The following is a 20,836-nucleotide window of genomic DNA, read 5'->3' as shown; positions in this document are numbered from 1 at the left end:
ATTATTGGTCACTGCTGGTTTTTTTCTTCGCGCGCTTGGCCTTGGTGGCAGCAGCAATTTTCTTGGTCTTGGCGGATGCTCTTTTCGCTTTAGCTTTGGCCTTTTTTTCGGCCAACGCTTTGTCATCTAACTTAGCGGCGGCATCTGCCGGACGGAAAGCGCTATCTGGCTCAAAGTTTGCCGGTTTTTTAGCACGACGAGGGCGTTTCTGCCCACTTCCTGCTGGCGCGCTATCACGCCGTGATGAACTCGATGAACTACCACGACCACCACGGCCAGTGGAGGTATCGCGCATCGTGCGCTGACCATCGGCTTTCTTGGCTTTATCACGCGCCGTTTTGCCTTCACCACGCGGTTTACGGGTACTGGAAACCAGAGCAAAATCAATTTTGCGCTCATCCATGTGTACCGCCTCAACCCGGATTTCCACGGTATCACCCAATCGGTAAACCTGACCTGAGGATTCACCGATCAAACGCTGACCAATGTTATCGTAACGGTAGTAGTCATTATCCAAACTGGAGACATGTACCAAACCATCAATAAACAAGTCATCCAGACGGACGAAGAAACCAAAGCCAGTGACGCTGGCAATAATCCCGGTGAAGACTTTCCCCACCTGATCTTGCATAAAATCACACTTCAGCCAATCTGCGACATTACGAGTCGCTTCATCAGCGCGCCGTTCAGTCATTGAGCAATGTTCGCCCAATTGCAGCATATCTTCGTACTCACTGTGCCAGCCACCGGTTGGTGTCCAGCGCTCTTTCACATTACCGTGCTCTTTGGCAAGCTGGTACTTGATAGCCCGGTGCATGGCCAAATCGGGGTAACGGCGAATGGGTGAGGTAAAGTGACCATAAGACGCCAACGCCAAACCAAAGTGACCACGGTTTTCCGGATCGTAAATCGCCTGTTTCATCGAACGCAGCAACATGGTTTGCAGCATTTCATGATCCGGACGATCCGCAACTTCATCCATCAGCACCGCATAATCTTTTGGCTGTGGCTTCAAACCACCACCCAGTGTCAGGCCCAGCTCACTGAGCACACTACGCAGCGCTGAAATATGGTCATCACTTGGGCGGTCATGCACCCGGAACAGCGCCGGTTCATTATGTTTTTCCACAAACCGCGCGGCGGCGATATTCGCCAGAATCATGCACTCTTCAATCAACTTATGCGCGTCATTACGCACCGTCGACTCAATACGCTCGATACGCCGTTCAGCGTTAAAGATAAACTTGGCTTCTTCGGTCTCGAATGCAATACCACCACGCTCAGCACGAGCCTGATCCAGCGCCTTGTACATGGTATGCAGTTCTAACAGATGCGGCACCAGCGGCTTATATTGCTCGCGCAGTGATTCTTCACCATCAATGATTCGCCATACTTTGGTGTAGGTCAGACGCGCGTGCGAGCTCATCACCGCTTCGTAGAACTTATACGACGACAGCTTACCCTGTGCGGAGATAGTCATCTCACACACCATACACAGGCGGTCTACCTGTGGATTCAGAGAACAAAGGCCGTTTGACAGCACTTCCGGCAGCATTGGGACAACTTGTGACGGGAAGTAAACCGAGTTACCACGGCTGCGAGCTTCATCATCCAGTGCAGTGCGCGGGCGCACATAGTAACTGACATCAGCAATCGCCACCCACAAACGCCAGCCACCACCGCGTTTTTTCTCGCAGTAAACAGCATCATCGAAGTCGCGGGCATCTTCACCATCAATAGTCACTAAGGGCAGATTGCGTAAATCCACTCGGCCCTTTTTCGCTTCTTCCGGTACTTGCTCTTTCAGGTCAGCAACTTGTTTTTCAACTTGTGGCGGCCAGGTATGCGGGATCTCATGAGTGCGCAGCGCGATATCTACCGCCATGCTGGTACCCATGTTCTCACCGAGCACTTCAACAATCTTACCCACAGCTTTAGTACGGCGAGTCGGGCGCTGGGTCAACTCGACCACCACCATATACCCCATCCGCGCACCATTGATGGCGTCTGGTGGGATCAGAATATCAAAACTCAAGCGGCCATCATCCGGCACCACAAAACCCGTACCCGCATCAGTAAAATAGCGCCCGACAATCTGGCTGGTTTTCGGTACTAATACCCGCACGATACGCGCTTCACGCCGACCTTTGCGGTCAGCGCCAACAGGTTGGGCCAATACCACATCGCCATGAATCGCGGTTTTCATTTGCTCGGCTGAGAGGTACAGGTCGTCTTTACTGCCTTCAACCCGTAAGAAACCAAAGCCATCACGATGACCAATAACAGTCCCGCGCAATAAATCCAGGCGCTCCGGCAAGGCGTAGCACTGACGACGGGTAAAGACCAATTGCCCATCGCGCTCCATCGCGCGTAGGCGGCGACGCAGCGCCTCTAGCTGTTCTTCACCTGATAAATTAAGTTCATTTGCCAGCTCTTCACGGCTGGCTGGTGTTTCGCGCTTCGCGAGATGAGCCAAAATGAATTCCCGGCTAGGGATGGGTGACTCATATTTTTCTGCTTCTCGTTCCAAGAATGGATCTTGTGACATTGCGGTTCCTCCGTTGTCAGCAGCAGCCTTATACCCTGCGTACTTGAAGCCGCAGGGGTGTTAGCTGCGCGCTCTCACCCGAATCACTTACCTGTGTAAGCTCATCGGGATTCGTTTACTGGTTGCCTACCTGCAACTCCAAGTTCTTTGGGTATATATATCTTTAATTAAGCAAAAATCTACTCAACAAGTAATAGCTTGTAGAGCGGGGTATTATCTTGAACCATATCGGCTAAAGTATAGTTATCCAGCTCGTTAAGGAAACTTTGTACCGCCTGATTAAGCACTTGTTTCAAGCGGCAAGCGGGGGTTATATGGCAAAAATCACTACTGCAATTGACCAGAGAAAGTGGTTCTAACTGGCGCACAACGTCACCAATTCGAATTTGGTCAGCCGGTTTACCTAACCGTATGCCGCCATTCTTCCCCCGTACAGCGGTTACCAACCCGACACGACTCAACTGATTGATTATTTTAACCATATGATTGCGAGACACGCCATAGACCTCGGTCACCTGAGAAATGCTGGTCATTTGGCCTTCAGGCAGCGAGGCCATATAAGTAAGCGCCCGCAAACCATAATCAGTAAAACTTGTTAACTGCACGTATACCCCTGAGTATCAGTTTACCCGGCTTAAACCCATCTAAGATGACACGTTTTGGATGGGTTAATAAGTGCGATTCTAAGTGCTATTTAGAAACTTATAGATGAATGATAAACCAGCCACAAAGATTGCGACTAATCATTTAGATAAAGGGCGGGTTTTTTGATGTAAAAATGGCTTATCAGAGGTCACTTCTGCATACAGCAACGCCAGGTTAGCGGAGTATATACCCTAAATAATTCGAGTTGCAGGAAGGCGGCAAGTAAGCGAGGCCCATGGACGGGCGAGTCACGAAAACAGCCAACGCACATGCAGCTTGAAGTATGACGGGTATAAACAATGAACCGGACATAAGCCCGGTTCATTAGCGTCTGAATTCTGATTATTTAGCTATTTGCTAATGAATCATGCATCAAATGGGTCACGCAGGATCATGGTTTCTTCACGATCCGGGCCGGTAGAAATAATATCAACCGGAACACCTGTCAGCTCTTCTACACGCTTGATATAGTTCAGCGCTGCCTGTGGCAACTTGCTGTGTTCTTTTACGCCAAAGGTCACTTCTGACCAGCCTGGCATGGTTTCGTAGATTGGCTCAATACCTTCCCAGCCTTCAGCAGCCAGTGGAGTGGTATCAACTTCGCGGCCATCTGGCATGCGGTAGCCAACACACAGTTTCACTTCTTTCAGGCCATCCAGCACGTCCAGTTTGGTCATGCAGAAGCCAGACAAGGAGTTGATCTGCACAGCACGACGTACTGCAACGATATCCAACCAACCGGTACGACGGCTACGGCCAGTGGTCGCGCCATATTCGTTACCTTGCTTACGCAGGAACTCACCTGTTTCATCGTTCAGTTCAGTCGGGAATGGACCTGCACCAACACGAGTGGAGTAGGCTTTCACGATACCCAGTACGTAATCAACATAACGTGGGCCCAGGCCAGAGCCTGTAGCAACGCCACCCGCGGTGGTGTTAGATGAAGTCACGTACGGATAAGTACCGTGGTCGATATCCAACAAGGTGCCTTGAGCGCCTTCAAACATCATGAAATCACCACGCTTACGCGCACTGTCCAGCAATTCGGAAACATCAACTACCATTGCAGTCAGAATATCGGCAATAGCCAATACTTCATCCAGCACTTTTTGATAGTCAACCGCTTCTTCTTTGTAGTAGTGCACCAACTGGAAGTTGTGGTAATCCACAATTTCTTTCAGTTTGATTGCGAAGGTTTCTTTGTTGAACAAATCACCTACGCGCAGACCGCGGCGGGCAACTTTATCTTCATAGGCAGGGCCGATACCACGACCAGTAGTACCGATTGCTTTTGCACCACGTGCTTTTTCACGCGCATTATCCAGAGCCACATGATATGGCAGGATTAATGGGCATGCTTCGGAGAGTAACAGTCGCTCACGTACAGGCACACCGCGCGCTTCAAGGTCTGTCATCTCTTTCATTAAGGCGTCAGGTGCCAGTACAACACCGTTGCCGATGATGCTGGTTACGTTTTCACGCAGAATACCTGAGGGAATTAAATGAAGAACGGTTTTCTCACCGTTGATAACCAAAGTGTGGCCAGCGTTGTGACCACCTTGATAGCGCACAACATATTTAGCCCGTTCAGTCAGCAGGTCAACGACCTTGCCCTTACCTTCGTCACCCCATTGGGTGCCCAGTACGACGACGTTCTTACCCATCTCAAAAATCACCAGGTTGCTTAAAAAAGGATTCTAACATCTCACTCGGCTGCTTTCAGTACTTTTTAACACATAACTGCACAATTTTTGTGCTTACATTTAGCCACCCATGCGGCTACGCAACATGTAGTAGATAACGACGCCAGCAACCACTAATCCTCCACCAAAACGACGTAAAGTGGCATCCGGTAATTGGGTCATTGCCAGAATCATTTTGCGCCAGGCTTTGGGATAAAGCATCGGGCCAAGCCCTTCCAGCACCAAAACCAAACCCAATGCTAATAAAATGGTTGAATTCATTTTCTGTCTCAATCAGATGGAAAGGACTGCCCCAAATAGAAAAGGCCCGCGTGAACGGGCCTTACTGTTACGGTCAAAAACGGTCTGTCACGGCAATCGTTATGGACGTTTGCTAGAGTTATCCGGCGATTTCATATAGCGGAAGAAATCGCTATCCGGGCTCAGAACCATCACATCGTTACCGCTGCTGAAGCTGTTTTCATAAGCACGCAAGCTACGAATGAATGCATAGAAGTCAGGGTCTTTGCTGAATGCATCAGCAAACAGACGAGCCGCTTCGGCATCACCACCACCGCGAGTAATACGCGCCTGACGCTCTGCTTCTGCCAGAGTACGGGTCACTTCATAGTCAGCGGTTGCACGCAACTTCTCAGCTTCTTCCTGACCTTGTGAACGGTGACGACGGGCTACCGCTTCACGCTCAGCACGCATACGCTGGAAGATAGCGTCAGAGACTTCAGCCGGTAAGTTGATTTGCTTGATTCGCACGTCAACAACCTCAATCCCCAGAGCCGCCATACTGTTCGGGTTAACCGCAGGCTGTTTGCCTCGGGTTTCCTGTTCAACACGCGCTGCCGCAGAGGCAATAGCATCATCTGCTTCGGTGGTAACGGCTTCATCATCCACACTACCGGTGTTCAGCGCATCACGAACATCTGAAGTCAGACGACCACGTGAGTCGGTTACGATGTCGCGCACATTCAGACGACCAATCTCAGAACGCAAACGGTCACTGAATTTACGTTTCAACAGCACTTCAGCCTGAGAAACATCACCACCACCGGTGGCCAGATAGTAACGACTGAAATCGCTGATACGCCATTTCAAGTATGAGTCAACAATCAGGTCTTTCTTCTCGTTGGTCACGAAACGGTCGGCCTGGTTGTCCATGGTTTGAATACGGGCATCCAACGTCTTCACTGTTTCGATAAACGGTATCTTGAAGTGCAGGCCTGGTGCATACACCAAAGGCTTGTTATCACTATCACGTAATACCTTGCCAAAGCGCAGTACGATCCCGCGTTGACCTTCTTGTACCACAAACAGCGAAGCGTAGAGTGCGACTAACACCACAACGACGATAAGTAAAAAAGACTTACGCATTGGTTATTCTCTCCCTACGCGAGTGGAAGTATCACGCTGAGCATTCGCCCGGCGCTGATCCATGATAGAGCCACTGGTTGAACTGGTATTCGAGTTACTTACACCAGACTCCTGGCTGCTATTAGCAGCAGAAGGTGAAGTCAAACGAATCAGGCTGCTATCCTTACTACCCTCTGCTTTATCTGCACCTTGACCGCGCATCAGTTGATCCAGCGGCAGCACCATCAGGCTATTGCCTTTGTCATTAGCCAATACTTTGCGGGTATGACCAAGGACTCTTTCCATGGTTTCGATGTACAGACGTTCACGGGTAATTTCCGGTGCAGCCTTATACTCAGGTAACAACTTCGCAAAACCGGCAACCTCACCTTGGGCTTCCAATACCTTACGCGCGGCATAAGCACGGGCATCTTCTAACAGACGCTGTGCCTGACCATTCGCACGAGGCTGGACTTCGTTGGTGTACGCTTCTGCTTCACGAATATATTGTTGTTCGTTTTCACGAGCAGCAATCGCATCATCAAATGCCGCTTTAACTTCTTCCGGCGGACGTGCTGCCTGGAAGTTAACGTCCAGCAGAGTGATACCCATGTTGTATGGACGAATTGTTTCTTCCAATACACGTTGAGTATCGCTACGAACGATAGTACGGCCTTCGGTGAGGATTTTATCCATGGTGTATTTACCAATAACACCACGTACTGCGCTGTCAGTTGCCTGACGCAGACTGTCATCCGGATTAGTCACGCTAAACAGGTAAGCGGCCGGGTCAGTCACGCGGTACTGCACGTTCATTTCGATGCGAACGACGTTTTCATCAGAGGTCAACATGACACCAGATGCCGCCAATTCGCGTACTGATTCGACGTTAACCGGAGTGACTTCATCGATAAAGGTCGGTTTCCAGTTCAAACCAGGCTGTACAATGTGGCTTAATTTACCCAAGCGAGTCACAACACCGCGCTCAGCTTCTTTAATTGTATAGAAACCACTTGCCGCCCAGATAACCACAACTGCAACTACAGCGATACCAACGATACGACCACTGAAACCAGGGCCTTTTGACGTACCATTGTTATCATTGCCGCCATTACCGTTGCCGCCACCTTTACCCGTGAGGCTACTCAGTTTTTTGCTCAGTTTCCGGAAAATATCATCCAGATCCGGCGGCCCTTGGTCACGACCACCTTTATTATTGTTATTTCCGCCAGAGTTGCCGCCATTATTATTGCTGCTCCCCCACGGATCGCGGTCCTGTCCGTTATTACCGGGCTGATTCCACGCCATGTTTTAGCTCCATTCTTCTATGATTGGTTTTCTTCAGGCCAAGAGCACATGCCAAAGAAGCTGGCTCTTAATCTCACAAGAAAGGTCAAGTCACTCATTAATTAACCGTGCTTGGCTCACTAATAATATAACTGACCAACTCCTGCTCTTGTTTACAGAGACGACGCCAATCAACGATAGGCATTCTTACCACCATACCGACGTTCCCGTCCTCGTCTATCCACTCTTTTTCAATTGCCTGAAGCTGGTAAAAACGGCTACGTAAACGGCCTGCCTGAGGCGGCAAACGCAATTCAAAGTGTGCGATCTCACCTGAAAGACGCTCCGTTAACGCTTGAAAGAGCAACGGGATACCTGCGCCGGTTTGGGCTGAAAGCCAAACTCTGACTGGCAGATTTTCTTCGTTGCGATCAATTCGCGGGACGAAATCATCCAACAAATCAATTTTATTCATTACTAATAATGTAGGGATTTCATCCGCTTCGATTTCTGCCAATACAGAATCAACTGCGGCCATATTCTCGGCCACCCGAGGATCAGCTGCATCAATAATGTGTAGCAGTAATGAGGCTTGCCGCGTTTCTTGTAATGTCGCTTTGAAAGCAGCAACCAGATCGTGCGGCAAATGCCGGATAAAGCCTACCGTATCCGCCAACACTGTATCGCCTACATCCGCCACATTAATACGGCGTAAAGTGGGATCCAGCGTAGCAAATAGTTGGTCAGCCGCGTAAACATCAGCTGCCGTAATTTTGTTAAACAGGCTAGATTTACCGGCGTTGGTATATCCCACCAAAGACACTGTCGGGATATCTGCACGGGTACGTGCACGTCGGCCTTGCTCACGCTGTTTTGACACGCGCTCCAAACGGCTTAAAATCAAGCTGATACGGTCACGCAGCAAACGACGGTCGGTCTCCAACTGGGTTTCACCTGGCCCTCTTAGGCCAATCCCCCCTTTCTGACGCTCAAGGTGCGTCCAGCCGCGTACCAAACGAGTCGCAATATGGCGCAATTGCGCTAATTCGACCTGTAATTTACCTTCATGGGTACGGGCCCGTTGGGCAAAAATATCTAAAATTAGGCCAGTTCGATCAATAACCCGGCACTCACACAAACGCTCAAGATTTCGCTCTTGCGCTGCGGTAAGGGCATGATCAAACAGGACAACAGACGCACCACTGGCTTTCACCGCGTCAGCAATTTCTACTGCCTTTCCCTCGCCCACAAAAAACTTAGGGTGCGGAGCTTTGCGACTACCCGTCACAATTTGCAAAGCCTCTACGCCCGCAGAAGATACCAGCGCTTCGAACTCACGCAGATCCTCTGAGTTTTTGTCTTGCGAGAAATAGATATGAACCAGTACGGCCTGCTCACCGCCTTCATAACGGTCAAACAAACGAGCAACCTCTCAAACGGATCAAAACCGCTAGTGCGGAGAACATAAGCCCGAATCCGTTGCTTATGTTCCCCGTCATGGTTGACCAGCAATGCGCTTTATTCAGCGTCATCGCTATCCTGCTGCGGCTGTTGCGGCGCAGATGGATTACTACCATGATAATTATTAGTGCTACCACTCGGATTATTGCTGTGATGCGAAACCGGGCGAGAAGGCACTACAGTAGAGATGGCGTGCTTATAAACCATCTGGCTGACTGTGTTTTTCAACAGAATGACAAACTGATCAAAAGACTCAACTTGGCCCTGCAGTTTAATGCCATTCACTAAATAAATAGAAACCGGAACCCGTTCACGACGCAATGCGTTCAGGAACGGATCTTGCAAAGATTGCCCCTTAGCCATTCTATATTTTCCTTATTTGCTTGTTGTTATTAACTAAGAACCTATCGGCTCGAAAATAAACTGCGTAAAAAAAATCCGCGCGTTGAGTACTAATCAATTGTACACAATCATTCAACCTATGCACTAACAACCTGTATTACAGAGTCTAAAGCCTCTCCCGGCTTATCACTGTCGAGCCACTGGACTGAACCCCAGCCCCGCAACCAGGTCATTTGGCGCTTTGCCAGTTGACGTGTCGCACAGATTCCGCGGTAAACCATTTCGTCGTAATCAATCTCACCGGACAGATAAGACCACATCTGCCGGTATCCCACACAACGAATGGCTGGCATATCCGTATGCAAATCACCACGGTCAAAAAGCGCCCTAGCCTCTGTTTCAAACCCTGCATCCAGCATCTGACGAAAACGTAATTCAATCCGCTGGTGCAACAGTTCCCGGCTAACAGGCGCAATCGCAAATTGGTGAACCCGATACGGTAAGGTTTCACCTGAAATTTTAGTCAGTTCTGTTAGAGTTTTACCTGAAATAAAAAAAACTTCCAGTGCTCTGGAGAGCCGTTGGGGATCATTAGGATGAATTCGCGCCGCAGCAACGGGATCGATCTCAGCCAATTGCTGATGTAAAGCCTCCCAACCCAGCAATGCTGCCTGCTGTTCAATACGCTGGCGTACTTGCGGGTCTGCTGACGGCAATGGAGATAATCCATCCAACAGCGCTTTAAAGTACAACATCGTGCCACCCACCAGCAGCGGAATACGCCCGGCTGCGGTAATGTCGGCCATCTCTTTTAATGCATCTTTACGGAAATCGGCGGCAGAGTATGATTCTGCTGGATCGCGAATATCAATTAACCGATGTGGTGCTAATGCCAATTCCTCGGCGCTGGGTTTCGCCGTACCAATATCCATGCCGCGATAAATCAGGGCTGAGTCGACGCTAACAAGCTCGACAGGTAGCCGCTGTCTCAGTGCAATGGAGAGCGCTGTTTTACCCGAGGCAGTTGGCCCCATAATAAAGATTGCCGGTGGCAGGTCTGGATTTTCAATATCATTCATGTTTCAGGGTTGCCAAAGCGGCCTTTATATCAATAGGTTGTAATAGCCCCGCTGGCGGTGATTTTACCAACTGCGGGCAAAGACGTTCAACATCCGTCAATAACTGTATCGCTTGAGACACATTCCATACCTCATGTTCGCTGCCAAGATGGCGAGAAATCCATGTGGCGAGAGCATCTGGCGATATCTCTTCATGTTGCGACAGATAGCCTAACAGTTCCGGTATCAGTTTTTGTAAATTTTGTTGGCGTAATGGTAAAGATACTGCACGTAAAGTCGCTCTTGTGTGCTCAACGGCCAATTCTATCCCCATGGTCGCTAACAACTGCTGATGGCGCTGGCAGGCAGTAGCCTCATTTTTATCTAATGTCAGCTTTAATGGGATCAGTAATGGCTGAGGACGTAGCCCTTCCGCAGGCGGATTCAATTGAGCTTGTTTTAACCAACGCTCGGCAACTGTCAGTTCAAGTAATGCTATGCCCTGCTTATATTCAATAAGAGCATAGCAAGGCGGAAATACGGTGAGCACCCGGCCAAAACTGTAATTATCACCATGCAGTGGCTCATCAGTCGAAATCTGACGCGCTGCTGGAGCTGGCGCGGCCGAAGGTTGACTGACTGCCGCCGGTTTATTCACTACAGCTGGCTGCACCAGTTGGCGATATAACTCACCTTGCTGTTTTTGGTAAGGTTCGCCCGCGTGATAAGTGGGAGTTCGTTCGCGGGCTATTGAGCGCTCTGTAGTAGCGGTTCGCTCAGGAGACGACGCTCGGACAACTGGCGCGGTTTTCGCCGGCTCCGGTTGTGCATATTTATTAACCCCTGCCGCCACGCGATTTTCTGGCTGCCAGCGCGGAGCCTCAATTTCTTCGCCATCTTCATTGATGTTCAGCACCGGGGTCGCTGTTTGCTGTAATACCGTGGTGACCGCTTGATAAATAAAGTCATGCACCAGCCGCGCCTGATGGAAACGCACTTCATGCTTAGCCGGATGCACATTCACATCGACCTGATGTGGGTCAATATCCAGATACAATACATAAGCGGGCTGCTGGTCGTCTTTGAGTAAATCTTGATAAGCCTGGCGGATCGCATGATTGATCAACCGGTCGCGCATCATGCGGTTATTGACGTAGCAATATTGCATTTCACTCAGTGTGCGGCTGGCGGCGGGATCAGCGACCCAACCGCGAATGGTCAAATCACCGTGCTGCCAGGAAATCGCCAGCGCATGCTGCAAAAATGCCGGGCCACAGATACTCGCCAACCGGCGTTCATGCTGGGAAGGATCAGGAGCCGCGCGATATTGGCGCATTAACTTACCGTTATGGCTGAGATTGATCGCTACATCAAAGCGCGCCAGTGCAATGCGCCGCACCACTTCATCAATATGGCCAAACTCGGTTTTCTCAGTCCGCATAAATTTGCGGCGAGCGGGCGTGTTATAAAATAGATCCAACACTTCCAGCGTGCTACCAACCGGATGAGCCGCAGGTTTGATGGTCACGGCCATATCACGCCCTTCGGCATAAGCCTGCCAGGCTTCATTTTGTTCAGCGGTGCGCGAGGTTAAAATCAGACGCGAGACTGAACTAATACTGGCTAATGCCTCGCCGCGAAACCCCATACTGAGGATGGCTTCCAAATCTTCCAGCGAACTAATTTTACTGGTGGCATGGCGCGCCAATGCTAATGCCAAATCGTCTTTACCAATGCCACTACCATTATCACGGATACGAATCAGTTTCGCGCCACCACGTTCGATATCAATATCAATCCGGCTGGCACCCGCATCCAGACTATTTTCCACCAACTCTTTCACCACCGACGCAGGCCGCTCAACCACTTCACCGGCGGCAATTTGGTTAGCGAGCTGTGGTGGCAGAATCTGAATTGGCATAGCAGTTCCTTTCGCTTACGACTGTGGAATAGTCAGGGTTTGCCCAAGTTGGACATTACCTGACTTTATCTTATTCGCCCGTTCAATCTCACTCATCGACACACCATATCTGGCTGCAATGGCCGACAGCGTATCACCGCGTTTTACCTGATGCTTAACCGGCTGGCTTTTACCCGGTTTCGCTTTAGCCACTGCTTTTGGCGCGGCGGCCGCGACTGTTGCACCCGACGCAGGGATTTTCAAACGCTGCCCCACCCAGACCACATCATTTTTCAGTGTGTTATTTTGCCGTAATACAGCCATGCTAACGCCATATTGACTGGCAATACCGGATAAAGTTTCGCCACGTTGTACTTTATGAATCTGACTTCTATTTTTCGTAACAGCACCCGCCGCTACCGGCTTGGTAGCAGATACCCTGCCACCTTGCGCATTACTGCTTATATTGCTGACCACCGGCTCTGGCTGACTAACACCTGAACGTTGTGACGAAGAATCAACCGCCGCCGTTTCAATGAGCGGGCGGTTTTCGACCTTTGGGTCGGCTTGTAGCGGATGCGCGAGGAAATAACTGCGCAAACCTTTATAAATGGCTTGAGCAATTTTCTCCTGATACGCGCTACTGCCAAGCAGCCGCTCCTCCGTACTGTTACTGATAAAGCCGGTTTCCACTAACAATGACGGAATATCCGGTGAACGTAACACCCCAAGACTGGCGTGTTCCGGCCGACGTTTATGAATATCACCCACTCTTTGCAGCTCATTGAGCACTTTGGTGGCAACGTCATAGCCCACCCGCTGTGAATGACCAAATTGCAGATCAAGTACTGCCTGACTCAAATAAGGGTCAGAAGCGGTATTGGCCAGTACATCACCCGCGCCGCCGAGTAGTTCAGATTGCTTCTCATGCTGCTCCAGCCAGTTACCCATTTCACTGTTGGCGCGGCGATTCGACAATACCCAAACCGACGCCCCGGTTGCGCTGCGGTTAGGTGCCGCATCAGCATGAACAGATACCAACACGTTAGCACCCTGCTTACGCGCTACATCGGAACGGCCCATGACCGAAATGAAATAGTCGCCATTACGGGTCAATACGGGTTTAAACATCGGGTCACTGTTGAGCAGGGCCTCAAGTCGACGAGCAATGGCAATAGTGACATTTTTCTCTTTCAGGCCATTTTGCCCAATAGCGCCGGGATCCTGACCACCGTGACCCGCATCAATAGCGACCACTACACGGGAGCTATTCGCCGCACTGGACGTTTTAATCGGACGCGAAGTATTCGTCGTAACACTTTCGCTGCTCACCACCACGGTGGGTTTGTTGTTAAACGGATTTTTAGCCACCGAATTGGTGTTTGCGCTGGTCACCCGTGAGGCAGTATTGGTGTTCGACGCCTGCGATGTTAAACGGCCAGCATTGGGGCTGGGCGTATTGGTTTGATTCAGTGGCGCATTGTTCTGGCTTACATTATTTTGATTTTGGCTTAAAGTCGGTTGCGTTTGCCGAACAGGGGCACTGGCCGCCGCAGACATAGTCATCACGACGGTGTAATTGTTGCCCGACTGCTGGGTTACGGCGCGTGTTTTAACTTTTTGGGTCAGTTCCAGTACCAGACGGGTACTTTGCGCATCTTTCGGGGTACTGGAGCGAATTCTTTTCAGCAGATTCTGGCCACTGAACTCCAGCGGTAATCCGGAAAGATTGCCACTTTGACGAACATCAAGCACCACCCGCTCGGGTGAGTTTAAAGAGAAGAAAGCATAAACTGGCTGCCCATCAAAACTGAGCGTTACCCGACTTTCCGTCGGGCCGTTGTTCACTTTAATGTCGGTCAGCTTCGCGGCAAATGCAGAAGATAGGGTAAAAAAACCCATAATAACCAACATGATGGCGGTAAATGATCGTTTCCAGCGCGTTTTTTGCGTCAAACCATTTATTCGCGTTAAACAATTTAGTAGCGTCAAGCTATGCGTCATTATCAAATTATCCTTGCACAGCAGCTAAACGGCGCAGCACATCAGCACCCACATCAGAAATAGCCACCAGACGAGCCTCTCGCCCTTCGGCCTGATAAGCCAGATGCAGCTCGACATCAGCCTGAGGCAAGAATCCAGCACCTTGCTGAGGCCACTCCACCAGACAAATTGCCTGCTTATCGAAATAATCACGAATACCCATAAATTCCAGCTCCTCGGGGTCAGCCAGACGATACAGGTCAAAATGGTAAACCGGCCTTGGGGTCAAGGCGTAAGGTTCAACCAAGGTATAAGTGGGGCTTTTAACATGCCCTGAATGGCCAAGGGCCTGAAGGAAGCCGCGGCTAAAAGTGGTTTTTCCGGCACCTAAGTCACCGAATAGATAAATAACGCTGGCACCCTCGAAGGCATGAGCCAAAGCGCCCCCTAATGCAACGGTCGCTGCCTCGTCGGGCAGAGGTAAAACGAGTTCTTTCATTCTGTGATATCTATTTTGCTAACTCAGGATTAACGTACTTCGGAATAACTGACAGCAAATCTGTGGCCAGTAAACCCCGGGTGCCTTGAACTTCAGCCAGTGTGTCTGCGGCAACGCCATGCACAACACAACCTGCACAGGCAGCATCATACAGCACCAGCTTTTGTGCTATCAAACTCCCAATAATGCCGGACAGAATATCCCCCATACCACCGGAGGCCATACCTGCATTACCGACATCAGCAATCGCCATCTCGCCTTGTTCACTGGCAATAAGAGTACCAGCCCCTTTCAAGACCACCACACCACCATATTGTTTAACGATGTTACGGGCAGAAAGTAAGCGGTCACTCTCAATATCAGCGACGCGGCAACCGAGCAGACGTGCAGCTTCGCCAGGATGGGGGGTCAACACCCGATTCTGACGCTTCAGCGGATTTAATGCCAGCAAGTTGAGTGCATCTGCGTCCCATAATGCTGGTTTATCACTTTGTTGCAATAGATTCAGAGCATTCCTGCCCCAATCCGACTGCCCTAACCCCGGCCCGACCACCAATACATCAGCCCAATTCATACTTTGTTCGAGGGTTTCATCAGTTAATTCCTGCACCATCAGCTCAGGGCGCGCGGCCAGAATCGGCGCGATATGCTCAATGTGAGTAAGTACTCGCACTAGCCCGGCACCACTGCGCAAAGCGGCTTCTCCTGCCATGCGAATCGCGCCACCGAATCCTTTATCGCCCCCTACCAGCAATAAACGCCCATGCTCGCCTTTATGAGCACAGGGGCGGCGCGGTTTCAGCCACTGCGGCAGGTGGTCCGCCGTCATACGCTCAATTTGTATCGGTTGAGCAACTAACCATGGTGTTAACCCCAGATCATTGCAGTGCAGATGCCCCACCCAATCACGGGCTTGCCCGGTGAGTAAACCGGGTTTCAGTGTGACAAAAGTCAGGGTGTGATCGGCGCGGATAACTGAGCCTGGAGCCGCACCGCTATCAGCACTCAGTCCAGACGGAATATCCAGGGCAATTTTTGCTGCACGATGGCGATTTGCTGTGTCAATCAGCGTCGCATAAACTCCCTGTGGTGCGGCTCGCAGGCCAATACCCAACAAACCATCAATAATTAAATCGATATATTGTGGCCAGGGTATATCAGGTTGATTAATCACACCGCCGGCAGCCAGCCACTGAGATTGCGCCTGATGGGCTTCTGCGGGTAAAGGCCGATTACCAGGGCAAGCAATCAGAGTAACATTCAAACCTGCGGCCAATGCCCGGCTGGCAACAATGTAGCCATCGCCACCGTTATTACCGTGACCACACAAAATCAGCCAGTGGCGTGCGGCGGGATATTGCTTTCGCGCCAGTTCAAATGCGGCATTTCCGGCTCTCACCATCAGGTCAAATAAGGTCAGAGAGAAATGTGCCGCCGCAATCGCCTCATTCTGGCGCACCCAGTCCGCAGAAAAAACAGAGTGTGGTAAACTGGCTCCGATTTGTTTCTTACTATGGTCCGTCATGGCACACCCCCTCGATCTGAATCAGTTAGCCCAACATATCAAGCAATGGGGGCAATCGCTAGGTTTCCAGCAAGTCGGTATCTGCGATACAGATTTGTCAGCAGAAGAACCGCGATTACAGGCCTGGCTTGATAAACAATATCATGGCGAAATGGCCTGGATGGCCCGCCACGGTATGCTGCGCGCGCGCCCTCATGAATTATTACCCGGCACTTTGCGGGTGATCAGCGTGCGGATGAATTATCTGCCTGCCAAGGCCGCATTTGCCAGCACATTAAAGAATTCAGAACTCGGTTATGTCAGCCGTTATGCCTTAGGCCGTGATTATCATAAATTGTTACGCCAACGCCTGAAAAAATTGGGTGATATGATTCAAAATTATTGTCTGGAGCAGGCGGCCGGCGATATCAATTTCCGCCCGTTCGTCGATTCTGCGCCAATAATGGAGCGTTCCCTGGCGGCTAAAGCGGGGATTGGCTGGGTTGGTAAGCACTCACTGATTTTGAATCGTGATGCTGGCTCCTGGTTCTTTCTCGGCGAGTTACTCATTGATCTGCCGCTGCCGGTCGATAAACCGCAAGAAGAACAATGTGGGCGCTGTGTTGCTTGTATTACCACCTGTCCGACAGGGGCTATCGTCGCTCCCTATACCGTTGATGCGCGCCGCTGTATTTCCTATCTAACGATCGAGTTGGAAGGCGCAATACCGGAAGAGTTTCGCCCACTGATGGGTAATCGTATTTATGGTTGTGATGATTGCCAGCTAATCTGCCCGTGGAACCGCTTCTCACAATTAACTGATGAAGAAGATTTCAGCCCGCGAGCGGTATTGCATACACCGCAGCTATTGGATTTATTCGCCTGGAATGAAGAGAAGTTTTTACGGGTCACTGAGGGCTCAGCCATCCGCCGAATTGGCCATCTGCGCTGGTTGCGCAATATCTCGGTCGCATTAGGCAATGCGCCCTATCTCGATAATATTGTCTTGGCATTGGAAGCACGTCGCGGCATTGATCCCATGTTAGATGAACATATTGAATGGGCCATCTCACAACAATTGAAAAGACGGTCTACACTGATTGGGGATGTTCAATCGCCACAGAAAAAACGGCTGGTGAGAGCGATTGAAAAAGGCCTGCCACGCGATGCCTGATGCTGCTTTTGCTTGATGTTGGATGACATTGAGCCGAGTTTTTTTCAACTATTCTTATAATGAATAAACTCAGAGTTTTCCTGTGCATAAAAATAAAAACACCTTGGCAATCAAGTGCAAAAAAAAGCACAAGTGATCGGCATAACGTTTTTATATAAAAATATATGCAATTAAATCAGATGATTATAAAACAGGAAATTAAAGTGGTTAAATTGCGAGCTGAATACAAAAACAGCAGAATCTGTGGATAACTCTGTTGAAGAAGTTAATACAATGTATGTTAAACGACGTGCAGCGCGTGACTCGGCTGTGGATAATTAAGACAGAATTGAATGAAAAAATTTGGAGCGGGAAACGAGACTCGAACTCGCGACCCCGACCTTGGCAAGGTCGTGCTCTACCAACTGAGCTATTCCCGCTCTGGGTCATACTTTCCAGCACTGAATCTGTTTGCGCTTGCTTGCAAATTCTTCATCGGTACGGGGTGCGCATTATACGAGAAATCCGTTTTGCCGCAAGCCCCTGAAAGCAAAAAAATCATTTTTTGGTTTAAGTGCCGATTAAAACAACAATATGCTGTTTTTACCAGCACCGGTTAATTATTTTTGAATAAAATGTTCGCGGTAGTAGGCTAACTCAGCCACGGACTCGCGAATATCATCCAGTGCCTGATGAGTATTTTGCTTTTTAAAACCGGCCAAAATCTCGGGTTTCCAGCGGCGCGCCAGCTCTTTCAAGGTGCTGACATCCAGATAGCGATAATGGAAATATGCTTCAAGCTCAGGCATATAACGGAACAGGAAGCGCCGGTCTTGGCCCACACTGTTACCACAAATAGGCGAAGTGCCTGCCGGAACCCACTGCTTTAGAAACTCGATGGTTTGCAATTCAGCATCATGATCATTAAACGGGCTGGCTTTGACCCGCTCGACCAAACCACTGCCAGTATGAGTGCGCACATTCCACTCATCCATTAGCCCAAGTTGCTCATCAGATTGATGGACAGCCAACACCGGGCCTTCTGCCAGGATATTCAAATTAGCATCGGTGACCAGCGTCGCGATCTCGATGATCCGATCCCTTTCAGGATCAAGACCGGTCATTTCCAGATCGATCCAGATCAGATTATTTTGATTTTCTGCCATGATATTTCCTGCCTGTTAGCTGGGGAGACTACCGAACAAACGGTTAATTGATAAAATAATGTGTATCATAGCCTTTTTGGTCGCAACCAGCGACATACCCAACGTAAGTGGGGTCGCAGTTAACCATTCTGAGGCTTCAAGTATGAAGAGTATAAATGCAGATTCAAGTGAGGCGCAGTGAGCAAGAATAAACTGTCCAAAGGTCAACAACGCCGTGTGCAGGCTAACCATCAGCGTCGGCTACGCACTGATAGAAAACCTGAGTTAGATGACTCTCAGCTTGGCGATGCGCAAGAAGGTATCGTAATCAGTCGTTTCGGTCAGCATGCTGATGTCGAAGCCGCCGATGGTGTTCAGCACCGTTGCAATATCCGTCGCACCATCAAGTCACTGGTTACCGGTGACCGCGTAGTCTGGCGTCCCGGCCTGCAAGCGCAGGAAGGCGTGCGGGTTAAAGGTATCGTCGAAGCCGTGCATGAGCGAACATCAGTTCTGACGCGCCCTGATCTCTATGACGGCGTGAAACCGATCGCGGCGAATATTGATCAGATCGTTATCGTTTCGGCGATCTTACCCGAACTTTCTCTCAATATTATCGACCGCTATCTGGTGGCCTGTGAAACATTGGATGTCGAACCGTTAATCGTACTGAATAAAATCGATTTGCTGGATGCCGATGGTCGTAAATTCGTTGACGGCATGATGGATATCTACCGTCGCATTGGCTACAACGTATTGGAAGTGTCCAGCCAGACCCGTGAAGGGATGGAAGCCTTTGAACAGGCACTGGCCGGGCGGATCAGTATTTTTGCCGGTCAATCTGGTGTCGGTAAATCCAGCCTGCTCAATGCATTGTTACCGCCAACGGATAACGAAATTTTGGTGAATACCGTTTCGGATAACTCAGGTTTGGGCCAACACACCACCACCGCCGCTCGTTTGTATCATTTCCAGCATGGTGGTGATGTGATTGATTCACCGGGGGTACGTGAATTCGGCCTCTGGCATCTGGCTCCGGAACAAATCACCCAAGGATTTGTCGAATTCCGTGATTATCTTGGCCACTGCAAATTCCGCGATTGTAGCCACACCAACGATCCCGGTTGTGCGCTGCGCGAGGCCGTAGAGCAAGGTAAAATTGCCGAAGAGCGCTTTGATAATTACCATCGAATTCTGGAAAGTATGGAACAGGCGAAGCCCCGCAAGACATCAGATAGCGACGAAAAGTGATGCCTTTATAGTGGTTTTCAAATTCTATACTTAATGACTTACATCGTGGCGCATAGAGATAATGCGCCCCTAATTTTTATAGCTCATAGCAAATCCAAGAGGTCTACGTGCTAGACAGTATCAAGATCAGATTACAATATTTACTCCCAAAACAAGGCCTAACCCGCTTGGCTGGCTGGGGCGCGGATAAGCAAGCTGGCTGGTTGACACAACTGGTTATCAAGGCGTTTGCCCGCTACTACAAAGTCGATATGAAAGAAGCACAAGATCCTGAATTCTCTGCTTATCGCACATTTAACGAATTCTTTGTGCGTCCACTACGCGCAGGTGCGCGCCCAGTTGTGGCCGAAGAAAATCTATTAGCTCAACCTGCTGATGGTGCTATCAGTCAGTTAGGCACCATTCATGACGGGCAAATCTTGCAGGCAAAAGGCCACGATTACAGTGTGGAATCTTTGCTGGCAGGTAACTATATGCTCGCTGCCGAATTTCAGAATGGGCAGTTTGTTACTACCTATCTGGCACCGCGCGACTACCATCGGGTACATATGCCGTGTGATGGTGTTCTGCGTGAGATGATTTATGTTCCAGGTGATTTATTCTCAGTCAATCCATTGACCGCAGCGAATGTTCCCAATCTGTTCGCCCGTAATGAGCGCGTTATTTGTATCTTTGATACCGCCTTTGGTCCGATGGCCCAAATTTTAGTGGGTGCGACTATCGTTGGCAGTATAGAAACCGTCTGGGCTGGCACTATTACGCCACCACGCGAAGGTGTCATTCGCCGCTGGACTTACCCACAAGCAGGGGCTGAAGGTGCGATAACACTGGAGAAAGGGCAAGAAATGGGCCGCTTTAAATTAGGCTCTACGGTGATTAACCTGTTTGCTGAAGGCAAAGTGTATTTAGCGCCACAGCTAAACAGTGGTTCGGTGACCCGTATGGGTGAAGTCCTTGCCGAAGCCGTCCCTGTTACTCCGCCGTGCTAGCCTTCGGCTTAAGACATAATTGAT

At 49.9% G+C, this 20,836-nt stretch carries 17 protein-coding genes and 1 tRNA gene; 3 read left to right on the top strand and 15 right to left on the bottom strand.

The window, feature by feature from the left end:
- Position 1: 1 nt before the first annotated feature.
- From rnr to nnr, 13 genes are all read right to left on the bottom strand, one after another.
- Positions 2 to 2,548, bottom strand: coding sequence for a ribonuclease R (rnr, locus tag FTB31_RS00390; protein ID WP_227726620.1), 2,547 nt, complete (start codon positions 2,546 to 2,548; stop codon positions 2 to 4).
- A 179-nt stretch (positions 2,549 to 2,727) separates the two neighbouring features.
- Positions 2,728 to 3,153: a nitric oxide-sensing transcriptional repressor NsrR gene (gene nsrR, locus FTB31_RS00385; protein ID WP_005156409.1), complete on the bottom strand. Its 426-nt coding sequence runs from the start codon at positions 3,151 to 3,153 to the stop codon at positions 2,728 to 2,730.
- A 405-nt stretch (positions 3,154 to 3,558) separates the two neighbouring features.
- Positions 3,559 to 4,857 carry an adenylosuccinate synthase gene (locus tag FTB31_RS00380; protein ID WP_005175500.1) on the bottom strand — a complete coding sequence of 433 codons (1,299 nt, stop codon included), beginning with the start codon at positions 4,855 to 4,857 and terminating at the stop codon, positions 3,559 to 3,561.
- A 99-nt stretch (positions 4,858 to 4,956) separates the two neighbouring features.
- Complete coding sequence (locus tag FTB31_RS00375; RefSeq protein ID WP_004713662.1) at positions 4,957 to 5,157, bottom strand: DUF2065 family protein; 201 nt, start codon at positions 5,155 to 5,157, stop codon at positions 4,957 to 4,959.
- Between the two features lie 99 nt (positions 5,158 to 5,256).
- Positions 5,257 to 6,261, bottom strand: coding sequence for a protease modulator HflC (hflC, locus tag FTB31_RS00370; protein ID WP_050075649.1), 1,005 nt, complete (start codon positions 6,259 to 6,261; stop codon positions 5,257 to 5,259).
- 3 nt (positions 6,262 to 6,264) lie between these two features.
- The gene (gene hflK / locus FTB31_RS00365) at positions 6,265 to 7,548 is read right to left on the bottom strand and encodes an FtsH protease activity modulator HflK (RefSeq protein WP_050075648.1); all 1,284 of its coding nucleotides are present in this window, start codon (positions 7,546 to 7,548) and stop codon (positions 6,265 to 6,267) included.
- A 97-nt stretch (positions 7,549 to 7,645) separates the two neighbouring features.
- The gene (hflX, locus tag FTB31_RS00360; RefSeq protein WP_227720130.1) at positions 7,646 to 8,947 is read right to left on the bottom strand and encodes a ribosome rescue GTPase HflX; all 1,302 of its coding nucleotides are present in this window, start codon (positions 8,945 to 8,947) and stop codon (positions 7,646 to 7,648) included.
- 98 nt (positions 8,948 to 9,045) lie between these two features.
- Entirely contained in the window at positions 9,046 to 9,351 is a 306-nt protein-coding gene (gene hfq, locus FTB31_RS00355) for an RNA chaperone Hfq (protein WP_004392473.1), read from the bottom strand.
- 116 nt (positions 9,352 to 9,467) lie between these two features.
- Positions 9,468 to 10,409 carry a tRNA (adenosine(37)-N6)-dimethylallyltransferase MiaA gene (miaA, locus tag FTB31_RS00350; RefSeq protein WP_050075646.1) on the bottom strand — a complete coding sequence of 314 codons (942 nt, stop codon included), beginning with the start codon at positions 10,407 to 10,409 and terminating at the stop codon, positions 9,468 to 9,470.
- Positions 10,402 to 12,309, bottom strand: a complete 1,908-nt coding sequence (mutL, locus tag FTB31_RS00345) for a DNA mismatch repair endonuclease MutL (RefSeq protein WP_227730993.1) — start codon at positions 12,307 to 12,309, stop codon at positions 10,402 to 10,404. Before mutL ends, miaA begins: the two co-directional genes overlap by 8 nt.
- Positions 12,310 to 12,324: 15 nt before the next feature.
- On the bottom strand, positions 12,325 to 14,202 hold the full coding sequence (gene amiB / locus FTB31_RS00340; protein WP_227731038.1) for an N-acetylmuramoyl-L-alanine amidase AmiB: 1,878 nt from the start codon (positions 14,200 to 14,202) through the stop codon (positions 12,325 to 12,327).
- A gap of 97 nt (positions 14,203 to 14,299) precedes the next feature.
- Positions 14,300 to 14,770, bottom strand: coding sequence for a tRNA (adenosine(37)-N6)-threonylcarbamoyltransferase complex ATPase subunit type 1 TsaE (tsaE, locus tag FTB31_RS00335; RefSeq protein ID WP_005156441.1), 471 nt, complete (start codon positions 14,768 to 14,770; stop codon positions 14,300 to 14,302).
- A 10-nt stretch (positions 14,771 to 14,780) separates the two neighbouring features.
- On the bottom strand, positions 14,781 to 16,295 hold the full coding sequence (gene nnr / locus FTB31_RS00330; protein ID WP_227730992.1) for a bifunctional ADP-dependent NAD(P)H-hydrate dehydratase/NAD(P)H-hydrate epimerase: 1,515 nt from the start codon (positions 16,293 to 16,295) through the stop codon (positions 14,781 to 14,783).
- Here nnr and queG point away from each other — a divergent pair.
- Positions 16,294 to 17,448: a tRNA epoxyqueuosine(34) reductase QueG gene (gene queG, locus FTB31_RS00325; RefSeq protein WP_227720131.1), complete on the top strand. Its 1,155-nt coding sequence runs from the start codon at positions 16,294 to 16,296 to the stop codon at positions 17,446 to 17,448. The genes nnr and queG overlap by 2 nt on opposite strands.
- 343 nt (positions 17,449 to 17,791) lie before the next feature.
- Here the strand turns inward: queG and FTB31_RS00320 are convergent.
- Positions 17,792 to 17,867 (bottom strand) — tRNA-Gly (locus FTB31_RS00320).
- 180 nt (positions 17,868 to 18,047) lie between these two features.
- On the bottom strand, positions 18,048 to 18,593 hold the full coding sequence (gene orn, locus FTB31_RS00315; protein ID WP_011815420.1) for an oligoribonuclease: 546 nt from the start codon (positions 18,591 to 18,593) through the stop codon (positions 18,048 to 18,050).
- A gap of 177 nt (positions 18,594 to 18,770) precedes the next feature.
- Between orn and rsgA the strand changes: the two genes are divergently transcribed.
- Together rsgA and asd are read left to right on the top strand one after the other, a co-directional pair.
- Complete coding sequence (gene rsgA / locus FTB31_RS00310; RefSeq protein WP_011815419.1) at positions 18,771 to 19,823, top strand: small ribosomal subunit biogenesis GTPase RsgA; 1,053 nt, start codon at positions 18,771 to 18,773, stop codon at positions 19,821 to 19,823.
- A gap of 107 nt (positions 19,824 to 19,930) precedes the next feature.
- A complete protein-coding gene (gene asd, locus FTB31_RS00305) occupies positions 19,931 to 20,812 on the top strand; it encodes an archaetidylserine decarboxylase (RefSeq protein ID WP_077175639.1) in 882 nt (293 codons plus the stop codon).
- Positions 20,813 to 20,836: the final 24 nt, after the last annotated feature.

Origin of the sequence: Yersinia proxima (genome assembly GCF_902170785.1) — a bacterium.
In the GTDB taxonomy this organism is placed as follows: Bacteria; Pseudomonadota; Gammaproteobacteria; order Enterobacterales; family Enterobacteriaceae; genus Yersinia; species Yersinia proxima.
This window is presented reverse-complemented; position numbering and strand designations above follow the sequence as displayed.